Source organism: Vibrio sp. TAP-3B (assembly GCF_057784735.1).
In genome coordinates this window covers 1,113,601-1,135,596 of sequence record NZ_CM173496.1, presented here as the reverse complement: position 1 = coordinate 1,135,596, position 21,996 = coordinate 1,113,601, and the positions used below count along the sequence as shown (strand labels likewise).

16 protein-coding genes and 2 pseudogenes are annotated in these 21,996 nt (G+C 44.0%); 10 read left to right on the top strand and 8 right to left on the bottom strand.

What is annotated here, in order from left to right:
• The first annotated feature begins 1 nt into the window (after position 1).
• A complete protein-coding gene (locus AC3D28_RS19560; protein ID WP_488536412.1) occupies positions 2–2,659 on the top strand; it encodes an alpha-amylase family glycosyl hydrolase in 2,658 nt (885 codons plus the stop codon).
• A 332-nt stretch (positions 2,660–2,991) separates the two neighbouring features.
• Positions 2,992–3,647, top strand: a pseudogene (locus AC3D28_RS19555) (integrase core domain-containing protein); the annotation flags it as partial.
• 86 nt (positions 3,648–3,733) lie between these two features.
• On the opposite strand, the gene AC3D28_RS19550 reads toward AC3D28_RS19555, so the two are convergent.
• Both AC3D28_RS19550 and AC3D28_RS19545 read right to left on the bottom strand, forming a co-directional pair.
• Entirely contained in the window at positions 3,734–5,752 is a 2,019-nt protein-coding gene (locus tag AC3D28_RS19550; RefSeq protein WP_488536411.1) for a methyl-accepting chemotaxis protein, read from the bottom strand.
• A gap of 193 nt (positions 5,753–5,945) precedes the next feature.
• Positions 5,946–6,134 (bottom strand): annotated as a pseudogene (locus tag AC3D28_RS19545) (integrase core domain-containing protein); the annotation flags it as partial.
• A 336-nt stretch (positions 6,135–6,470) separates the two neighbouring features.
• Between AC3D28_RS19545 and AC3D28_RS19540 the strand changes: the two are divergent.
• The 3 genes from AC3D28_RS19540 (at position 6,471) to AC3D28_RS19530 (ending at position 9,280) form a co-directional block, all read left to right on the top strand.
• Positions 6,471–7,451 (top strand): SLAC1 anion channel family protein, encoded by a 981-nt coding sequence (locus AC3D28_RS19540; protein WP_488536410.1) that lies wholly within the window; start codon positions 6,471–6,473, stop codon positions 7,449–7,451.
• Positions 7,452–7,481: 30 nt separating this feature from the next.
• Positions 7,482–7,823 carry a carboxymuconolactone decarboxylase family protein gene (locus AC3D28_RS19535; protein ID WP_488536409.1) on the top strand — a complete coding sequence of 114 codons (342 nt, stop codon included), beginning with the start codon at positions 7,482–7,484 and terminating at the stop codon, positions 7,821–7,823.
• A 140-nt stretch (positions 7,824–7,963) separates the two neighbouring features.
• Positions 7,964–9,280 carry an NAD(P)/FAD-dependent oxidoreductase gene (locus tag AC3D28_RS19530; RefSeq protein ID WP_488536408.1) on the top strand — a complete coding sequence of 439 codons (1,317 nt, stop codon included), beginning with the start codon at positions 7,964–7,966 and terminating at the stop codon, positions 9,278–9,280.
• Here the strand turns inward: AC3D28_RS19530 and AC3D28_RS19525 are convergent.
• Positions 9,277–10,104: an AraC family ligand binding domain-containing protein gene (locus tag AC3D28_RS19525; protein WP_488536407.1), complete on the bottom strand. Its 828-nt coding sequence runs from the start codon at positions 10,102–10,104 to the stop codon at positions 9,277–9,279. The genes AC3D28_RS19530 and AC3D28_RS19525 overlap by 4 nt on opposite strands.
• A gap of 181 nt (positions 10,105–10,285) precedes the next feature.
• Here AC3D28_RS19525 and AC3D28_RS19520 point away from each other — a divergent pair, with 181 nt between their 5' ends.
• The 4 genes from AC3D28_RS19520 (at position 10,286) to AC3D28_RS19505 (ending at position 14,092) form a co-directional block, all read left to right on the top strand.
• Positions 10,286–10,936, top strand: coding sequence for a peroxiredoxin (locus AC3D28_RS19520; RefSeq protein WP_488536406.1), 651 nt, complete (start codon positions 10,286–10,288; stop codon positions 10,934–10,936).
• A gap of 109 nt (positions 10,937–11,045) precedes the next feature.
• The gene (locus tag AC3D28_RS19515) at positions 11,046–11,909 is read left to right on the top strand and encodes an MBL fold metallo-hydrolase (protein ID WP_488536405.1); all 864 of its coding nucleotides are present in this window, start codon (positions 11,046–11,048) and stop codon (positions 11,907–11,909) included.
• Positions 11,910–11,924: 15 nt separating this feature from the next.
• Entirely contained in the window at positions 11,925–12,335 is a 411-nt protein-coding gene (locus AC3D28_RS19510; RefSeq protein WP_488536404.1) for a protein tyrosine phosphatase family protein, read from the top strand.
• Between the two features lie 35 nt (positions 12,336–12,370).
• Positions 12,371–14,092, top strand: coding sequence for a SulP family inorganic anion transporter (locus AC3D28_RS19505; RefSeq protein WP_488536403.1), 1,722 nt, complete (start codon positions 12,371–12,373; stop codon positions 14,090–14,092).
• Positions 14,093–14,650: 558 nt separating this feature from the next.
• Here the strand turns inward: AC3D28_RS19505 and AC3D28_RS19500 are convergent.
• The 4 genes from AC3D28_RS19500 to AC3D28_RS19485 form a co-directional block, all read right to left on the bottom strand.
• Positions 14,651–14,704, bottom strand: coding sequence for a hypothetical protein (locus AC3D28_RS19500; protein WP_488536813.1), 54 nt, complete (start codon positions 14,702–14,704; stop codon positions 14,651–14,653).
• A gap of 254 nt (positions 14,705–14,958) precedes the next feature.
• Complete coding sequence (locus AC3D28_RS19495) at positions 14,959–16,404, bottom strand: sucrose-6-phosphate hydrolase (RefSeq protein WP_488536402.1); 1,446 nt, start codon at positions 16,402–16,404, stop codon at positions 14,959–14,961.
• Positions 16,401–17,360 (bottom strand): fructokinase, encoded by a 960-nt coding sequence (gene cscK, locus AC3D28_RS19490; RefSeq protein ID WP_488536401.1) that lies wholly within the window; start codon positions 17,358–17,360, stop codon positions 16,401–16,403. The genes AC3D28_RS19495 and cscK overlap by 4 nt, the downstream gene beginning before the upstream one ends.
• A gap of 163 nt (positions 17,361–17,523) precedes the next feature.
• Positions 17,524–18,963, bottom strand: a complete 1,440-nt coding sequence (locus AC3D28_RS19485) for a sucrose-specific PTS transporter subunit IIBC (protein ID WP_488536400.1) — start codon at positions 18,961–18,963, stop codon at positions 17,524–17,526.
• Positions 18,964–19,198: 235 nt separating this feature from the next.
• Here AC3D28_RS19485 and AC3D28_RS19480 point away from each other — a divergent pair, with 235 nt between their 5' ends.
• A complete protein-coding gene (locus AC3D28_RS19480; RefSeq protein ID WP_488536399.1) occupies positions 19,199–20,185 on the top strand; it encodes a LacI family DNA-binding transcriptional regulator in 987 nt (328 codons plus the stop codon).
• A 119-nt stretch (positions 20,186–20,304) separates the two neighbouring features.
• Here the strand turns inward: AC3D28_RS19480 and AC3D28_RS19475 are convergent, their stop codons facing one another.
• Positions 20,305–21,678, bottom strand: a complete 1,374-nt coding sequence (locus AC3D28_RS19475; RefSeq protein ID WP_488536398.1) for a carbohydrate porin — start codon at positions 21,676–21,678, stop codon at positions 20,305–20,307.
• Between the last annotated feature and the right edge of the window lie 318 nt (positions 21,679–21,996).

The window sequence follows — 21,996 nt, the reverse complement described above, 5'->3', positions numbered from 1 at the left end:
CGTGTTTGAAACCTTACTTAACCCTATGAATAAAGTAAAAATACTACCTTTAGCGATCGCCCTAGCTCTTTCTGGCTGTGGTAGCGATGAAACCACGCCAACAGATACAGGAAGCCACGTGGCATCTCCTGATTGGCAAGACCAGATCATTTACTTCTTGATGATCGACCGTTTTAACGACGGCGACAACACTCTCAACGATCAAGGTCAGAATGAGTACGACCCCTCCTCAAACAAGAAATTCAGTGGTGGTGACCTTGTTGGGGTCAGTGACAAACTGGGCTACATCGAAGACTTAGGTGCTACCGCTATCTGGATTACGCCGCCAGTGGCAAACCAATGGTGGGATGCAGAACAAAACTATGGCGGCTACCATGGCTACTGGGCGCGTGATTTCCAAAAAGTGGATGAACACTTTGGTGACATGGAAAGCTACCAAGCTTTAGCGCGAGAAGTGCACGCTCGTAACATGTTCTTGATCCAAGACATCGTGACCAACCATGTGGGTAATTTCTTCACTTACGATGACCCATACAATTACGATCCTAGCCTACCTTGCCAAGGTTTCCGCTTGATTGAAAATGCACTGCCAGCGGGGCAAGAACTGCCTTACCCGCTCAACATGAATGAGTGTAAAGAAGACGGTACTGGCATTTACCACTGGACGCCAAGCATCACCGACCACAACGATCCCGTACAAGAAAAAACCTGGCAACTGTCGGATCTGGATGACCTAAATACGTCCGTTCCTGAAGTACGCGCTTATCTAAAAGAGAGCTACCGTAAATGGATACGAGAAGTGGGCGTTGACGGTTTCCGTATCGATACCGTGAAGTTTGTTGAGCACGATTTCTGGAACGACTTCCTACACGCTGATGATGGCGTGATGACTCAAGCGGTTGAAACTGGTCGCGATAACTTCCTGACCTTTGGCGAAGTATTCGAAACGTCTACACCTTACAACACCGAAGGTGAAGAAAAGATGCTGACTTACATCGGCGAAAGTGGCTCACCGGAGCAGTTAACCTCGGTGTTGAACTTCCCGTTACAAGCGACCATGACGCGCGTATTTGCTGCAGGACAACCAACCGATTACTTACGCTTCCGTCTTGAGAAAATGATGGAGATGTTCCCTAATCCATACATCATGCCGAACTTCATTGATAACCACGATATGCCACGTTTTCTATCGCAAGGCAGTGTCAATGATATGAAGCAAGCACTGATTACCATGATGGCTGTACCGGGCATCCCTGTGATTTACCAAGGTACAGAACAGGCGATGTCAGCGGCGCGCGATGCGATGTTTGCCGGCGGTTACAATGGAGACGGCGACTACGTAGACTCATTCTACCAAAACAGCGAGATGTACTTGTTCATCCAAGAGCTTGCTAAGTTGCGTACCGAAAACAAAGTCATGACACGCGGCGAAATGAAAGTAATTGGCAGCGATAAAGCCGGCGCAGGTGTGTTCGCCTTTACCCGTACGTTGTATAATGACGAAATCTTGGTGGTAATGAACACATCGAACTCACCAATGTTGATGAATCAACTCGATGTAGAGCAAGCTGGCGGCACCGTCTTCAAACAACAAATCAAGTCGAACTGGACTGATGCTCCAGAACAGTTAGTCGCAGATGAAAATGGTCACGTATCGCTTGAGCTACCAGCCAAGTCTACAGTGATTTATTCGAAGACAAACGACACACAATCTGTAGATACTCCAAACCTCAACATCCAACTGGCGAAGGATTGGGAAGAACAAACCATCACCGATGACATCGTGATTGCTGGTACTGCTAACGCAAACGAGGCGCTGCATCTCGTCGTTGACGGTAATCTAGAAACAGCGCAAGCCATTACCGTCGGTGCCGACGGTCAATTTAGCGTGACTTTATCTACTCGTCACTTTGCGATTGGCGAGCAGCAACACCGCTTCGCTATTTACTCAATAGAGGAAAAAGCAGGCATTGAAGATGTGAACTTTGTGTCTGACTTAAGCTGGTCATACACGCCAAACGCTACCATTGATGACGCAGGCGACGCGCAAGATGGTATGGGCGGTCCAAACGGTAACTACTCGTTACCAACTGACCCAACGTTCGACAAAGACAACAGCCAACTCGCGATCAACAAAGCAGAGGTATTCACCGTCGGCAGTAACGTGCGCTTGACCTTCACCATGGACAAGATCACCGACACTTGGTTGCCGCCAAACGGCTTTGACCACATTGGTTTCACCATCTTCATTGATTTACCGGAAGAAGCGGCAACCAACCTAACGGAACTGCCTAAAATCAACGCTTCTATGCCAAGCGGAACATGGAGCCGTAACGCCGTGGTCTTCGGCTGGCAAAGCTCGATTTACAACACTCAAGGCTCAAACACGACAACATGGGGCAAAGCGGTAACACCAGCGCCAATGGTCACAGTAGACAAAGCCAAAAACACCATTTCGATGGACTTTGCGAGTGATGCGCTAGGTCGACCTGATTCACTGGATGGCATTCGTTTCTATGTCACAACTTGGGACTTGGATGGACTGTCTGCTACTTACCGTCCTCTAGAGCAAGACAAAGGACCTTGGAACTTCTCTGGCGGCGCATCGGATGAGAGCAAGATTTGGGATGATTTACCAACCATAACCTTGTCTGAATAATCACCGCAACTGCAATAAGCACCAAAACAAAATCAACGAAAGTAAAAAGCAGCTTGTCTTCCAGCTGCTTTTCTTTGTATGAATGTACCGCCCTAAATAAGGTTGACACTTTCCAACCCAAAAATTGGAGAGTGTTATGAAATCAACAACTAAAAGAACTCACCAAGATATCGATGCTACGCATCAAGAGAGGGCGAGTTAAATCAGGTATTCAATATTGCTCCAGTAATAGCGATGCTATTTGTACCTATTTTCTGCCAATACCAATTAACCTGAGTCCTGTATGAAGAAGTTCGTTAGGAAGGAACTAATTCACCGTTCCACTACAGCAACTACAATCCGAAGCATCAGTCAAACCCATCGTAACCTACCGAAGCAAAAAAGATTTCCAAAGATATGAGTGCCCAATTTCTGGTGATAGAGTCCAGATGAATACCTGTAAAATAGCGCCTGGAATTTACCAGTATACAGCTATTGATGACTGCTCTCGCTATCGGGTTCTCAGGTGCTACTCTCGACGAACAGCAGCAAATAAAGTTGACTTTATCGATTGTGTCATGGAAGAGATGCCATTTCCTATCCAGCGTATTCAGACGGACAGAGCGCGTGAATTCTTTGCTGAAAAAGTCCAGAAACAACTCATGATTTATGGGATCAAGTTTCACCCAAATAAGCCTGACTCACCTCACCTGAATGGCAAAATGGAACGCTCGCAGAAAACAGATAAAAGTGAATTCTATCCGACCATAGATGTCTCTGTGGGGCTGAAAGAACTGGATCTGTTACTAGCTGAATGGCAACACTACTACAACTGGGAACGGCCCATAGCTCGTTAAATGGGCTAACGATAGACAGGATTACTGAGATATCTGATCAAACTCCTTTGTCTGAAGAGGTGTCTCAGCATGACCAGATCAAGAAAGAGCGGTTTCAAGAGCAGAATTACAAGCTCGATCCTCAGCTAAGAAAATTGAAACCATCTCTATGAATCACACACCTTAAGTGAACGGCATTAGCGCAATTGCCTTGTCTTTGGTCGTATTGGAAGTTCGTTTAGTATCACCTCAAGTTGGATCAACTCACTTGGTGTAGTTCGTATTTATGCAGCATCGCTTGTTGATGACCCGCGATGTCTGCGACTTGCTCCGAACTTTCTACCATGGATTCCAATTGGAGTTTGGTGTGTTCACCTTGGTCAGAAATATGCGTGATCGCATGTGATACATCAGCCGTCGCACGTTCTTGCTCTTCTGTCGCAACGGAAATTTGTTCGACACGTTGTTGGATATGTTGAACCGCTTTGTTGATGTCTGAAAACGCTGATTTCACCTCATCACTCGACTGCAACGCGTAAGACATTTCTTCACGTGAGTCGTTCACCGCTTTGCGTGAGCGTTCTGCCGCCGCCACTAACTCATTCATCATTTCACGAATATTGGTGGTCTGCTGCGAGGTATCTCTGGCTAATTTGCGAACCTCATCGGCGACTACCGCGAAGCCTCGCCCTTGTTCTCCTGCACGCGCCGCTTCAATCGCCGCATTCAAAGCAAGTAAGTTGGTGTTATCGGCAATGCCACTGATCATGTCTACCATCTCGCGGATCTGTTTAACTTTTTGGTCGAGATCTATCATGGATTGTTCATTCGTGTTGAGTGAGCTTTCTAGTGACTCCAAACGCTGACGGTTTTGCTCTACCACACCAACACCTTTCACTGTATGTTCTGTCGCTAAATGTGAATCTTCGGAAGATGCGTTCGTCACCGTGGCGATCTCTCTAATCGAAGCTTCTAACTGAGTAACGGTTGTAACCATACTCGCCAGCGCTTCATTTTGTATAATTAAGCTTTGCTTTGTTTGCTCTGCCGCATCGTGGCTGATCTCAGCGGTTTGGTACAAATTTTCGCAGTTACGCGTGACGGTAGAAATCGAATCGTGTGTTGAGTCGATAACTTGGTTGAGTTTGCGTGCGACTTCTTTAAGTTCAAACGGGCCAATCTCTTGCGCTTTAATTCGGAAATCATGTTCTGTTAACATGGAGAGACGAGTAAGGATGTTTTTCAACCCTCGATTGATCCAAGTTCGAAGGACAAACCAAGTAACTAAAACTACGAGCGAGATAACGCCAGACGCAACAACAACCATCAAGCTGACGTTTTGAATGGTACTGTGGACGACAGTTTCACGCTCATCAATAAGAGCTGAGGCAGAATCAGACACTTGATCGAGTAAATACATGGTTTCGTTTGATAGCTGAGAGGCTCGTTGAAACTCCGCTTTTTGCTGCTCGCTTTGTTCAAGTTTCGCTAGAATCAAGCGCAAAACCCCTTCGTCTTTGAACCCAGCTTGTACCATCTCATAAGGCGCAGTTAGGCTGGCGAACTCACTCACTTCAGGGTGCCACTCTTTGAAGTCATCGTAAGCGAGATTAATACCCGCGATACGGTTTCGCATTTCTCGGTATTCTTGCTCCGCTTTCTCTAGCTCAGTTTGCATCATCATGACCAAGAAAGTGCTTTCCATCGAGCTTGCAGATGCAATGAAGCGATTTGCCGCATCATTCGATTCAGGGTTGTCGTTGCTTAGAAATGAGCTGATACGATTCATCTCTGGACCAATCGAACTTAGCCCATATCGAAACCCACCGACCGCCGAGTTAATGTCGCTTTGCATCTGAATCACCGCAGACTGTTTAGATAAAATGGAATTGGTGACTTGATGCAACTCAGCAACGTTTTCTTTGAGCATACTTGATAGGTGTTCAGCAACACCGGAAGTTTGCTCTATCAGTCCATCACTTTGCTGTGCTAGTTCTTCAATTTGAGAAGTGATAAGAGGAAGTTCATTCGGATCGGTAATTTGCATTCCATAGTTAAGCAATTTGACCTGCTCTAACACATTCCTTGTGAGTGTCGCATTTGCCATTGCCATGGGTAAGGCTTTTTGAGACAACTCATCAAATTGTTCGCCAATCCGTTCCATTCCTTTGAAACTTGAGACAGAAAGGGCTATAACAAGTGCGATGATAGTTAAAAATGTTGCACTGATAGTTTGAATCAGTGAAAGAGAAAGGCGTAAACGTTTGTGCTCTGTCATAATCAATTTTATATTCTTTCTTGGTTTTGAATCAACTTTCCGTTTGTTCGCCACATAAGTGAGACAAAAACGTGATTTTCAGTCCATAGTAGGCATTAGTTATGACACTGATATTTCAGTTTTAAGTCATGGAGATGTGTAGTGGTCAACTAAAATTGGCCACGGTTTTAGAGTTTTCCCAATATAATCGTTCTCATTCATTGGGCGTTAGGCCACCGTTATACTGATGTGGCCTGAGTTGGCAGTAATATCCGATAATGTAGCGGTTGATCTCTTGTTGAGCCTCAGCGAAGCTACGATAACCCACAGTTGGCACCCATTCCGTCTTCAGACTTCTAAAGAAGCGCTCCATTGGCGCATTATCCCAGCAATTTCCTCTGCGCTAAATAGTCGTCTTGTACGTTTTGTCATAGTGTCACCTGTTAACTTATGAGGTGATGATATCACCTCTAACTAAGTGACCAAATTCACTATGCCACTACACTCCTTGATTGAAAACATTTAGCAAATAAGTATAGAAGACTCTATCGAGGATATGCTTTTCAGATCTACTTTTGCATAAAAGGCGATAACACCACTCTATAACAGTTCATTTTGTTAAAAAACCTTTTGTCGCATTAGGAATATTCCTTGTCATGCTTTCGACTAAAAACGTCAGCCAGATAAGAGTATATTAGATTCAACTAATGGTCACAGCTACCAACTGAAAAGGCTTGATATGAACGATTTATCGATAAACCACCTATCCTCTGCAAAGGTAGAAAGCCGATTAATACATTTCCCTATTTCAATGTTCTCTATCGTTATGGGTTTGAGCGGATTTTCAATCGCATGGCAAAAAGCTCTGGGGATGTCTTTACCTGTGGTGACAGCATTCACCAGTGTTTTAGCAAGCATCGTTATGCTGCTGGTTAGTAGCCTTTATTTGCTAAAGCTCTTTCGCTATCCCAATGCAGTGATTGCAGAAACAAAACACCCAATTAAGATTAATTTCTTTGCAGCCTTCTCAATCAGCCTATTACTTCTTTCCGTCGTTTGGCATAGGTTTGAATCGCTTTCCTATTGTTTGTGGGGTATTGGCGCTCTCGTTCAGCTTTCGCTAACTTTAATGGTTATGCATAGCTGGATACATCATGAGCACTATCGACTCGAGCACGCTAACCCGAGTTGGTTTATCCCGGTTGTCGGTAACATCATAGCTCCAATCACCGGTGCTAAACTGGGTTATATCGAAGTAAGCTGGTTCTTTTTCGGCGTTGGTATTATTTTCTGGCTGGTACTATTAACCATCATTATTAACCGGCTGATTTTTCATGAAGCTTTACCAGCACGTTTTAAGCCTATGCTGTTTATCTTGTTAGCTCCGCCCTCCATTGGTTTTGTTTCCTATAGCTCGCTAGTACCAGAACTGACTGACTTTTCTAGAATACTTGCCTCTGTTGCACTATTCACCGCTATTTTGCTGATGCTTAATATCAATCAATTTCGAAAAGGTGGGTTTTATCTTTCATCCTGGGCTTTTTCATTTCCGGTAGCGGCTTTTAACGTCGCTCTGTTTAGATATGCTGAGCTAGCTCAGTCACCTGCATACTTCTACGTGGGGATAGCGCTATTAGGATGCTTGACCCTTCTAATTCTGTGGCTTTCACTTAATACATTCAAAGCCATAAAAGCTGGTGAAATATGCAAGCCAGAGTAAATAAATTTGAATATACAACTGAGGTAAATTATGAGCAAAAACTATACAGACATTAATCAGCAACAACGCAAGTTAGGTTCCGCTTTTCGAAAAGAGAGCCCTGAGACTCTTAACGCTTTTTTAAGTCTTCACAAAGCAGCTTTTTCTTCGGGCGCTATGGAAACCAAATATAAAGAGCTTATCGCTGTTGCGATTGCCATCAATGTCCGTTGTGATGGCTGTATTGGCTCCCATGTTGAAGCGGCTGTAAAAGCAGGAGCTTCCAGAGAAGAGTTGGTTGAGACCATTAATGTAGCTATTTTAATGGGCGGAGGCCCTGCTGTAATTTATGGAACACAAGCTCTGGCTGCTGTGGACGAGTTTAGCCAATAATTAAATATACCCGTCCTACTTAGAGCGACAAGTAGGACGTATAAAGATTTATTAACTGGCAATTCACTCGCTTAATTTTTTGACACATAACGTTATGTGAAATGAAAAGCTTAGTCGTTCATTGTTTAAGGAAGTTAGAAATGGAGATTTCCAGAAGAACATTAATAAAGTCTGGCATAGGCATGGGTGTTTTAGGTGCAGTTGGACTTACATATAAAGAAAGCCAGAAAGTGAGTACCAATGCAAAAATATTGATTGTTGGTGGTGGTGCCGCAGGTATTGGGTTATCCAATATGCTTTTACGCCATTTAGATGGCGCTCAGATAACAATTATCGAACCAAGAGACTTTCATTGGTACCAACCCGGTCAAACTCTGTTTCTTGCGGGATCATACTCCAAAACCTGTGATGTCATACGACCAATTGGAGACTACATAAATAACAACGTCACCTGGAAACGAAGCTCAGCGAGAGAGTTCATTCCCGATAAGAACACGGTAATAACGTCAGATGGAGAGTCGATACAGTACGATTATTTAGTTGTTTCGACAGGACTAAGCTTACGCTACGACTTGATAGACGGCCTAGATACAAACCTTATTGGAAAAAGTGGAATCTCCAGCATTTACCATAGCCCGGAAGCAGGTATTAAAAGTTACCAACAAGCTCAACAATTTTTGGATAATCCGGGCGGAGGAAATGCAATATTTACTCGACCACAGGGTGCTATAAAATGTGCAGGCGCACCAATGAAAGCGACGAATTTAGTAGAAAGCTTTGCACAGAAATCTGATAATCGCAATGGCCTTAATTTTCAATATTTCACATCAGAATCGTTGCTTTTCTCAGTTAAAAACTTTGACACAAGAATCAAAAACATTTGGAATAAACGGCAAATCACACCGAATTATGAGCACATTTTAAGCTCCATAGATTCTGACAAAAAAACAGTAACCTTTATATTAAAAGACGGCTCTACAAAAAGACTTGATTGGGATTTCATACATGTTGTACCGCCAATGCTTCCTCCACAGGTTGTTATTGAGTCTGACTTGGCGAATAACGACACGTATAGAGGTTATCTAAACGTTGATCAGTATACAATGCAGCACATACATTATTCGAATGTATTCGGCCTTGGAGATTGTGTTGGAACGCCCATTGGTAAGACCGCAGCTTCGGTGAAGTCACAGATACCAGTTGTTACTAATAATATATGTGCGCTGCTTACAGGTAAAACACCTCATCACAAGTGGGACGGTTATACTTCATGTCCAATGATTCTCGATGTGGGCCATGCGATGTTGTGGGAGTTTGACTATTCATTACAACCAGTCACAGCGCTGCCTTTTCAAGTCGTTGACCCACTTGAAAAAAGTAAGTTAGCTTGGAGAATGGAGGAAACACTTCTCCGCCCGATATATGACATGATGTTACACGGGTATACGCCAATTTAGTTATCATTGCACTTGGACTTTCCACATTGCTGAGGAGGAACTCCGAAAAATTTGCTAAATTCTCTAGTGAAACTTGGAATACTCTTGTACCCAATTTCATGTGCTACAGATTTAGTTGTCAGTCCTTGTTCTATAAGGTCCCTAGCCAGAATCAACTTATATCGACTTTTCCATGCTCTAAACGTGAGTCCTATCTCTTTGATAAATAACCGTTCGATCGTACGCGGGCTCGCACCAACCTTAGGTGCAAGTGCGCGCAGTTGGTGGTCAGAAGAAAACTCATTAATCAGTAAGCTTAATAATTTTTTTAGACGAGGATCTGTCCCAGATGGCATCCAATAAGTCGTTTGTTCTAAACAAGATAATTCCTCTAATACAACGAGCCCCAACAACCGACTGTAGTTTTGATTGGTATTTTCACTAACAAGTCTTTTCATAACGTCTTTCAATAAACTACTTAGTTTCATTACGACGGCGTGCTCGTTTTCTGAAAGAACTTCATAAAAAGGATCGACATATAAACTCAACAATACTGTTTTTGTGTCGCTGGAGAGCTCATGAAAGGCATTACTCGGAATCCATATCCCGCATGATGTCGGTACTATCCATACCTTGTTATTACTAAGGATACTGAAAGTACCTGACTCAGCCCAAATAAATTGCCCTCTAGGATGCTGGTGTTCAGGAACACCAGTGCCCGCTTCTAGCTGTCTTTTTTCCATCAACACGGGCTTCGTACTATCAAGGATGTATGCCTTGGTGCTTGGTTTGAGAATTGTCGTATTAGGATAACTTGTTGGCATTTTTAGTGACTTTTTTGTCATTCAGAAATATATACTCTAAATATGGTTGGTCGATTGTTCAATGTTAAAGGGTGAATTGAGTAAATCCATTTTATAACTTACGCGATTATTTGATATTAGACTAAACCATATCTTTTTAACTAGTTAGTTATTACTGAACTAATGATAATTAATTGACCGAAACATAATAGAAGGGTTACCTATGTGCGAACATGAAAACCAAGTTGTTGCAATGCCACAATTAAACAAACCGGCACCACGATTCAATGCTAAGACAACACACGGAATGCTTAAGCTAGAGGACTACAAAGGCAAATGGCTTGTGCTATTTTCTCACCCTGCTGACTTTACGCCTGTGTGTACAACAGAGTTTATGGCTTTTGCGAAGGCAAGTGATGACTTTAAAGCGCTAAATTGCGAATTGATGGGTCTGTCTATTGATGGTGTCCATGCGCACATCGCATGGGCTCGTAGCATTAAAGATAACTTTGGTGTTGAAATTAACTTCCCGATTATCGCTGACCTGAATATGAAAGTCGCTGGCGCTTACGGCATGGTCCAACCTGGTGCAAGTGATACTTCTGCGGTTCGTGCCACTTTCGTTATCGACCCTGAAGGCGTACTACGTGCGATGCTTTACTACCCAATGAGCAACGGCCGTTCAGTTGCAGAAATACTACGTCTGGTTAAAGCACTACAAACTACCGATGCAAACGCATGTGCGACTCCGGAAAGCTGGACTCCTGGCGATGAAGTAATTGTTCCACCACCAACAACCACTCAGGAAGCGGAAGTGCGTAAAGATCAAGGTTACAACTACGTTGACTGGTACTTCAGCAAAAAAACGCTGTAATCGGCAAACTTTGCTGACCATAAACTGAGTAACTATGTAAACGGGTGCTCACCAGCACTCGTTATCTTGGTCACATATCACTCATCCTTTACCGAACTAAGGACGTAATATGACTCCCAACGTTTACGAATTTTTTGATCTGAAAACTTTCACCTATAGTTATGTCGTCGTTGATTCAACCAGTCAACAATGTGCTGTTATTGATTCAGTGCTCGACTATGATCCGGCATCAGGCAGAACTTCATACGAAACGGCCGATAAACTAATTGAGTTTGTTGTGGAAAATGGCTTAAAGGTTGAGTGGATTCTTGAAACCCATGTTCATGCCGATCACCTAAGCGCGGCCCCCTATATCAAACAGAAACTCGGTGGCAAACTCGGTATTGGTGACAAAATCACGGTGGTACAGGATACGTTTGGCAAGCTGTTTAATGCCGGTAATGATTTTGCGATGGACGGCAGCCAGTTTGATCACCTGTTTGCTGATCAGGAAACTTTTACTCTTGGGGGGATTCAAGCACAGGCAATCCATACTCCGGGACACACTCCTGCCTGTATGGCTTATGTTATTGATAACTGTGTATTTGTTGGCGACACCTTATTCATGCCCGATTACGGCACCGCCCGTTGCGATTTCCCCGGAGGAGATGCAGCGACCCTCTATCACTCAATTCAGAAATTGTTCGCTCTGCCTGATAAAACACGCGTCTTTATGTGTCATGACTACAAAGCCCCAAACCGAGAAAAGTACCAGTTTGAAACTACGATCGGTGATGAGCGCTTACATAATATTCACGTCAAACAGAATATTTCGGAGCAGCAATTTGTTGAAATGCGTGAAAGACGTGATGCCACACTGAATATGCCGACCCTGATTTTGCCTTCGGTTCAGGTCAATATGCGTGCCGGAAAATTACCACCGGAAGAAGATAACGGTGTGCGTTATCTGAAAATACCATTGAATAAAGTCTGAAACGGAGTTGCTGTTATGCTGATACCAATCTATTTAACCGATTCAATTACCGTTTCACCACAAATTCAGCCCAGCGACGTAGCACGTCTGGCGACAATGGGGTTTAAGTCGATCATCAACAACCGCCCGGACGGGGAAGAAAATGGTCAGCCTCTGAATAGAGAAATTGAACAACTGGCTAAAGAACAGGGCTTAGCCTATTTTCACCTACCAGTGATCTCCGGAAGTATTACTCAAGAGCAGGGGAAACAGTTTGGTCAGTTCTTTGCACAGGCTCCTAAACCAATTTTTGCTTTCTGTCGCACTGGAACACGTTGCAGCGTACTCTGGTCGATGAGCAGCAACGAATTGGGTTTATTTGATCAACGCATTGCTCAAGCCGCCAAAATGGGTTTTGACCTGAGTTGGGTTAAGCAACCCGATTAACCGAGTTCACACACATTACTTAGGATAACCAAGGCATGAAAAATTCCTGGTTGAAATGGCTGCCGATATCGTCTTGGTTGCCCGACTATTCGCGTCATGATGCGACGAAAGATGGCTTAGCTGCTATCATCGTGACTTTGATGCTAATTCCTCAAAGCCTTGCATACGCGATGGTCGCTGGCCTACCACCCGTTGTTGGTCTGTACGCCAGTATCCTGCCGCTGATCGCTTATACTCTGCTTGGTACCAGTAAAACACTGGCTGTCGGTCCGGTTGCGGTTATCTCGCTAATGACCGCAGAAGCCGTTGCTCCGTTGTTTGAAACGGGTAGCCAAGGCTATATCACGGCTGCTGCAACATTAGCATTTCTTTCCGGTATCGTGCTGTTGCTAATGTCGGTACTTAGACTGGGATTTCTGACCACTTTTTTAAGCCATCCAGTGCTTTCCGGTTTTATGACCGCCTCCGGTATTCTTATCTCTATCGGACAGTTTAAACATATTCTTGGCGTGCCACTGCACGGAGAAAATGTGATTGAACGCCTGACCAATTTGATTCTTGCATTGCCCCAAACCAATTTCTATACCTTGCTGATTGGCGTATCCTGCTTGATTGCCCTGATCTATGCACGCAAGAGCCTTAGACCCAATTTAATCAAGCTGGGACTTTCATCAGAACTGGCAGGTCATGTAACCAAACTGGCTCCAGTGATAGTGATGATATTGAGTATTGTACTGGTAGCCCTGTTTGATCTGGACAAAAAGGGCGTGAGCGTGGTCGGCCAGATCCCAAGCGGTTTGCCGAGCTTTTCACTGCCATCACTCGATCTCGCACTAATTGGAGAACTGCTTCCGGCCGCGATTCTGCTGAGTATTATCGGTTTTGTCGAATCGGCTTCGGTTGGCCAGACACTCGCGGCGAAACGTCGCCAGAGAATTGAGCCAAATCAGGAACTGATTGCCTTAAGTGGTGCCAACATCGCTTCGGCTATTAACGGGGGATTTCCGGTTACCGGTGGTCTATCGCGCTCAGTAGTCAATTATGATGCCGGCGCCGAAACACCATTAGCGGGCACATTTACCGCAATCGGAATCGGTATTACGGTGCTTTATTTCACTCCACTGTTTACCTATTTGCCACATACGGTATTAGCGGCAACCATTATCGTGGCGGTATCGGCACTAATTGATGTAAAAGCCATCATCCATACTTGGAAAAGTGCAAAAAGTGATGCTATTGCCATGTTTCTTACCATTATCGGTGTACTGGCCTTTAACGTTGAGATTGGTTTGTTTGCAGGACTGGTCGCATCTCTCGTATTATTTCTCTGGCGCACCAGTCGCCCACATATCGCAGTTGTCGGTCTTGTACATGGTACTCACTACTTTCGCAACGTCGACAGATATGAGGTAGAGACAACGCCTTCGGTTGTTACAATTCGAATTGATGAAAGCCTGTATTTCGCGAACTCACAATATTTAGAAGAAAAAATCCCTTCATTCATCACTCACAAACCACTCACTAGGCATTTAATCTTGATGTTTTCAGGAGTCAATGATGTTGATTTGAGTGCCTTAGACAGTCTTAAAAAAATAATGTCAGATTTGCAAGAACGAGGTATTACAGTACATTTTTCTGAAATTAAAGGGCCTGTCATGGATATTCTTAACCATACTAATTTTATACAAAGTATTACAGGACATGTCTATTTTGATCAATATACTGCGTATCACTCTCTTAAGTGTATCGAAAAATAAGAATTAATATAATTATACCCTTTCAACTTGAAGAATCAGGTTTCAAAATCTGAAAATTATCCGTAATTCTGGGTGAGATTTCTCCTGCACCCTCTGGTTGCTTTACATCGAAAAACTCTTTGATGGGTGAATTGGGCACAAGTAAATACTATTCCTCATATGCTCATTCATCACTTTCTAAAGCGGTTCTATTGGGATTTAAATTTGGACAGTGAGGAGGTAAGTAATGAAGCTCGACATTGAGCACTTTTGACGCATCTTCAACAGGCCTGAACGATGCCCTTACTGCTATGGAATCATAGATTTCTGACACCATTTCGCCAAGCTTTTAAAGTGGTAACGCACTGATAATATTAAGATGAGTTCGACTGCCTGTGGGCTCAATAACTTTGTCTTTGTCTTGGTTTTTATGTATCCCGCCATAACTGAGTTATGTTGATTTCGTGGGATGAACGGCATCATGAACAACACAGGGTCTTCGCTATTTCTTAGCGTCTTGTCCTAGTGTTCGATAAATGCTTATTACCTCTCTGAATTAAACTTGAGCAGTACCGCTTTCTACTTCTCATATAAGAAACCGTGATGATGTAGCCACTTGTTCATTCCAGCAATGGAATAGCGGAGACCAAACTTAGTTTGTACATAAGTGACAATTTAGTGGGTGCATTAAGTACGGCTCACGTGTGATTCGCGAACAATTAAAGAGCTCCAATAAATAGGTTTCATCCGAACATTCCATAGCTCGTCGATTATTTCATGTATGAGAATTTTCTAGTTCCGTAATTACAAACGCTCATCTACCGCAATCTGACATACCCTCAATAAAAAGAAACCGTATATAATACGGCCTCTTTTATTCAAGTAATTTAGTCATCTAACCCTTTAATGGGGCTCATCGGGTGATAAACAGTATTCACGTCGTCAGTGATGGACAACGAACTTAAATCATCAATGAAAAAACGACTGCTCATTGTATGTTTACCGCCATTGATGAAGATTTCGATAACCGACTTGTCGACATAAATCGCTATAGTTTGCTTTTTGCTCAATCTAGGCGCTTTCCTCACACACCCGAACTCTTCAGCGTACAAGTGAGACATCTTGCTGCGATCAAAAATGAACTCCGTCTTTGTGGCAGCGAACACGATATTATCACCTGAAGCATTAGCAAGCGTTAACTCAAACTCGTCCGTATCCGTTTCGAGCTGAACCATGAAGCTCGTCGTATCGAGTTCTAACGCATTCTTAACCGTAACGGCTTCGCCTTGCAGTGCTTTCAGTTCAGGTAAAGCAGACTGAACGAGATAACCATCCTTGATTTTCAGCTCGCGCGGTAACGACAACATACCCGCCCACTGATACTCGACAGATGGCGTGTCAATTTCTGGAAGCCCAATCCAAGCAATCAGAATGCGGCGACCTATATCATCTAAGTAAGTCTGTGGGGCATAGAAATCAAAGCCGTAATCTGGCTGCGCAATGTCTTGGTGGTTTTCCAGTTCCACCGAATCTAGATTTAGACGGTCACCGACGATATAAGCCACCGAATAGATGTTTTTGAAATCGTATGGGTTATCGCTAGACACACCTTGTGGAGAAAACAACATCACCGAACGATTGTCGATTTCAAAGAAATCAGGGCATTCCCACATATAACCAAGGTTGTTGTAACGGGTTTTAATTGGCCCTTTGTGTTGCCAATTCATCAGGTCACGGCTGCGATACAAAACCATTGAACCCGTTTCTTCAAAAGTTTGAGCACCCACAACCATCAGATAATCGTCACCCTGTTTCCACACTTTTGGGTCGCGAAAATGTTCGGTGTAGTGTTCGTTTTTAATAACCACGCCGTGCTTTTCAATCTTGCCGTCGGAAGACATCTTGGCAAAACATTGGGTGGGGACTCGTTGCCAATTGTCATCACGTTTATTACCGGTAAAGAACAGTAACGCACTGTCGTTCTCAACCAACGCACCACCAGAATAAACACCGTGAGAGTCGTAATCTTGGTCTGGATGTAAGCCAATGCCGTGGTCTTCGAAATGAACGAAGTCTTTGGTAGAAAGGTGGTACCAATACTTCATACCATGCACAGGGCCAACTGGCGTCCACTGATAAAACAGGTGATGTTCACCATTAAAGAAACATAGGCCATTAGGATCATTAAGCAGGCCAAACTTAGGCGCTATGTGGTAGTCAGGGTATCCAGAGTCTTGCTTGCGAAGCTTGACCATTGCGTCAATACTGTCCTGAGAAACCTGCTCTACACGGCAATACCTTTGCTCCACCGTCCAGTTCGAATTCAAGCTCATACATTCCCCTCGGGGTTGGCCGCGCTTGAGACATCTGGATAAATAAACTGAGTAAGAGCCTCTTGCGTTGGAAGTGCTGTCATCGCCCCTTTTTTCGTTGTCGCCAATGCGCCACAGCCATTCGCCCACAAAATTGCAGCGTCGACGACTTGTTGATTGTTCCACTCTTCATGCAGTGAAAGCTTGGCCAGTAAACCACCAACAAAGGCATCGCCTGCACCCGTGGTATCCACTGGTGTCACTGAGCGACCTGACATCAACGCGCCTTGATTTTCAAATACTCGCCAAACGCCTTTTGCGCCCTGCGTAACCAGAACAAGCGTGTTGTTAAGCTCCGCAATATGAGCCAACCCTTGTTCCATAGAAGTAGCGTCGGTCAGGAAATTCAACTCCTCTTCTGAGAATTTAACCACATCGGCCAACTCAACCGCTCTCATGACAACAGGTTTAATTTCAGATGGGTTTTGCCACACTTCATCTCGAAGATTAGGGTCAAAGCTAATGTACCCCCCCACTTCTTTCATTCGTCGTATTGCTTCAAATGTGCTGCTTCGGCTTGGCTCATTGGCCAATGAGATTGAGCAGACGTGTAGCCACTCGTGTTTCTTAAATTCGGGGATGTCTTCAACAGACATAAACTGGTCGGCACTTGGTTTAACCATAAATGTAAAGCTGCGTTCGCCTTGGTCATCAAGATCAACCACCACAGTTGACGTGCGTTGTTCCGAGTCCTTAACCAAACGCTCGGTATTCACACCTTCCTTTTGCAGAGTCATTGCCATAAAAGTGCCAAACGGGTCGTTACCCACTCGGCCGAAAAATGCGCTTTTGCCTAAAAGGCGAGAAATCGCTACCGCGACATTAGCAGGAGCGCCACCCGGACATTTCAATAATGTCGCGTCAGTCTCCGGAATGAGGTCGACGACGGCGTCTCCAGTGACCCAAACTTGATTCATCTTTCTTACCTTAAAACTCAAAATCATAACAACCGAATGCATGTGAATGTTCACGTTGTCATGCATAAATATAAAAAGGCTAGCTAAACCAAATCACCTAGCTAGCACCCAAAGCTTAAGAAATGAAGTGAAATTGGAGGAATTTCACTTCTAGGGAGAAACGTTAAGCTGTTGCTTTAATGTTTTGCTTACTACGCTCACGCAGACCTAAAACCACGGTCAATGTGAAAGCAGTAACAAACGCGATAAGCATACCTACCACGTAGTAACCAACTTTTTCTGGAGATATTGAGATAATCCCTGGAATACCCGCCGCACCAAGCGCTTGCGCTTTCACATTAAACATAGTGATAAATGCACTTGAAACAGCAGCAGCACAAACGGCAGCAATAAATGGGTAGCGAAGCTTTAAGTTAACACCAAACATTGCTGGTTCAGTAATACCAAGCAGACCTGTTACACCAGAAGGAATGGCGATACCTTTCATTTTCTTATCACGACTCATAAAGCCGACGGCCAATGCAGCTGCACCTTGTGACACATTCGACATCGCAGCGATAGGGAAAATGAACGTACCCCCCGTCGTTGCAATATCGGCTAATAACTGAGTTTCAATCGCGATAAAGCTATGATGCATACCTGTGATAACGAATGGCGCATAAATCAAACCGAACACAGTACCACCAATGAAGCCAGCACTGTTATATAGCCAATTTAGGCCATCACCAAGCAGGAAACCGATATCACGAGTGAATGGGCCCACTATCGTGAATGTCAACAAGCCTGTTACAAAAATAGCCAATAGCGGCGTTAGCAAGTTATCCAAAACTGAAGGGATCACTTTACGCAAGCCAAGCTCGACTTTCGCAAGAATGAACGCAGACACTAGAACGGGCAGTACAGAACCTTGATATCCAACTTTCTGAATCTCGAAACCCATGATATTCCACACTGGAATACTGCCAGATACCGATGCGCCACCGAATCCCCAACCATTAAGAAGATCTGGGTGAACCATCAACATACCTAAAGCCGCGCCAAGGTATGGGTTACCACCAAACTTTTTACTCGCTGAGAATGCTAATAAAATAGGTAAATAAACAAAAGGGGCATTAGCAAATGTGTTAATCATACTTGCTAAGTCAGCTAAACCCGGATTTGCGTCGATTAAAGATTTGCCATCAATGAACAAACCTTGAGCCGTCAATAGGTTGTAGATACCCATCAACAGACCACCAGCCACAATTGCAGGAATGATTGGTACAAAAATATCAGACAGACCTTTCACCGCACGTTGCACAATATTTTGGTTATCAGCCCCTGCAGACGCCACATCATTGGTCGACATTTCCGTCATTTCAGTCTGCTTAGCCAATTCAGCATAAACTTGGTTAACGACTCCGGAACCAAAGATAATCTGATATTGACCCGCAACTTTAAACTGGCCCTTGACCCCTTCTAGGTTGTCAATCGCCTGTTCATCAATTTTGTCTTGATCTGCGACAGCAAGACGCAGACGAGTCGCACAATGTGCGAGTGCAGTGATATTGCTTTTACCACCTAGTAGAATGAGCAGCTCTTTTGCTATGTTTGGATAATTCATTACATACCCCATTGGATTATCATTTGGGCTCTTGAACTTTCGGGAACGTTTGCAAAACAAATTTTTGCCTATAAACAACAAATGATCAAAGATAACGACTCAATAGTGTGAGAATGATCTTCAAATTATCTCCTTAGGATAAGGTGACAAGGTTAAAATCTTCTAGCAGGCAAGGAATTTAAATGGCCTGTTTGAAAACAATCCCAAAACTAAAATTACAATTGGATAATTTATAATGGCTAGTCTTCATGATGTGGCTCGTCTCGCTGGAGTTTCCAAGTCGACAGTCTCAAGAGTAATCAATGATGAATATGGCGTAAAAGACGCAACCAAGGTTAAGGTTCGTAAAGCGGTAGAAGAGTGTGGCTATCTCCCAAACCAAGTCGCGAAAGACCTAAAATCTCAGAAAACCAACTTGGTTGGCGTCATTGTTCCTCGGGTTTCTTCGCACGCGACCTCTCAAGGTGTCGACGGGTTAACGACGGTACTAGAGCAAGCTGGCAAGCATGTTCTTTTAGCGAGCACCAACCAGACACACCATAAAGAAATTGAATATATTCAAATATTTAACCAAAAACGCGTAGAAGGTATTATTCTCTACGCCACTCACCTCGATAACAAATTAATCACAGCGGTTCAAAACTCTGCTGTGCCCGTGGTGTTGGTTGGTCAAGACGGTTCAATGTTTAATATCCCAAGTATTGTTCACGATGATGCCCGTGTAGGATTTGAAGCTGGCAACCGACTTATCTCGAAAGGTTGTAAGCATATGGGATTCATTGGCGTACAAGGTGATGATATCGCGGTTGATAAGATGAGATCAGAAGGGTTCGCTCAATCGCTTCAATTCAACGGCCTCACATTGCAATTTCACGCTCGTGGTGACTTCACCATAGATTCAGGCTACAAGCTGGCTAAGCAATACCTGAAAGAACACACCAAGCTCGACGGCTTGTTCTGCGCGACGGACCGTATTGCAATTGGTGCGATTAGAGCCATTCAGGAAGCGGGGCTTGTTCCTGGAAAGGATATATTGGTGCTGGGGGTCGGTGACGATGAACTCGCTTCAGTATGCACTCCAACGCTTTCCACGTTTAACTATGCATTTGATAAAGCAGGAGAAAATGGAGCGAAGTTGCTACTCGACCGCATTGAGAAGAAAGGCTTTGAAATGAGTAAGGTGGTGCTGACCTTTAGCATCATCGAAAGAGAGTCTTGCTAACTAGTCAACTAGCAATACAAAAATGCCAACCTTTAAGTTAAAACGATAAAGTTGGCATTTTATTGATGCGGCTATCGCATCATGAACAAAACTCTCTATCTAAACGATATATCTGGCAATTAGAACCAAGTTTCCATCTGCAATGCAAACAGAACCTCGCCACCCTCGCCCATTGTTGCTGCATCTGCATCGGTGCTCACCGAGTAACCATTCAGGTCTTCACTCCAATCCACATAACTCACAGCGAAACGCAGTTCTGGTCGGTCAAAAAAGCCGGTACTGGTTGAAAGCTTTAGCGTTGGCGCAACTGTGGCTTTATAGAAACCGCCGCTCGCTTGCTCCGTCGCATTATCCAAGTCCATGTACTGCAATGATCCTTCGTAAACCATCTCAAAGTTCTCTGTGAACTCTTGAGCCAATCGAACGTTTAAAGAAGCCCATGTGAATTCGTCATTCTTCTTCAGACGGTCTTGGCTATGCTCTGCCATTAATGCAGGTGCTAGACGCCAGTTATCGCCAATGCGAGTCACACCGTAGCTAAACAGGCGAACGGCTTTTGCATCATCCAGTAGATCGCCATTGGAACCGATGCCTTTTAGCTCCGCACCTAATCCGCTACCAAGCAACATACCGGTTTTAGAAAAGCCTTCGCTCAAGCCATAGAAGTTGTCGCCATGGAACGCAAACATTGCGTGTACACCGCTTTCAGCAGCGCCATTTAGACGGCTATCGTTGTCTGCTGAGGTCATGCCACTCAACATCACTTGCCATTGGCCAATACGGTTATTCATGGTTGCTATGTAGTTTTCTACATCAGTCGATGAGCTGTCGATCTCACCGAAGTCTCGGCCATAAATCGAAAAGTTCGCTTTCCAGCTGTCGCTCATTTGAACATCGTAAACGCCCGCGCCAGTACCTGATAAAAAGATGATATCCGAATCGAAAAAGTGAATATCAAAATTGTCGCGATCAAATCGTTTACCTGCCCAAAACATTGCTTCAGAGAATGCTTCTGATTCAGAGAACATGCTTAGGCGACTCAGTTCTGAATAAACTTGTCGTACATTCAACTGGCTTTCGCTGGCAGTCCACTCGTTATTTGTCTCAGTGCTGTCGGCTAACATGATACGAAACAAAGCACTAGAGCCATCGTCCGCAAAACGCTTATGAATCAAGTTCGCTTCAACGTAATGGTCATCTTCAACACCAAGTCGTCCAACTGGCGCACCAATTGCCCCCGCCGCTGTCATGTAAGGTCCAGTACCTGTTGCACCGTTCAGGTCATCGTTGATCAATAACCCAGAACGTGCATAACCGTGAAACTCAAACGAAGAAGCCTTTTCATTGGCTTCGCTAGAGATCTGCTCCGTTTGTGCAACTCTTTGTTCTAATTCATTAATACGTTGCTCTAATGCAGCAACGTCTTCACTTGCTAATACCGATGTCGTCATTAGCCCCATTGTTACAGCAACTGCTAAAGTGTGTCGTTTCATTCTTATGTTCTCACGTTAATAATTTAAGGTAACCTGCAAACGTTCCCAAAATAATTCGTAAGCACAGCTTGGCCTATACTTTTAATGCACCAGCGCTAAATAAAAGAATAAATAAAAGTCAGTTGTGTTGATTACTTCACTTTTCATCTCTGGATGGATAATAGATCTTTATTTTCGGGAACGTTACCGTAAATGCATAATTCTGATAACTTTGTCACAAGTGGAATGGATTAATGAATGAAAAATAGTGCCTCGCGCACATTGATTGTCTTGGAGAAGTAAGCTGAGAAACGAACGATGCCTGATAAGCCCCCCATT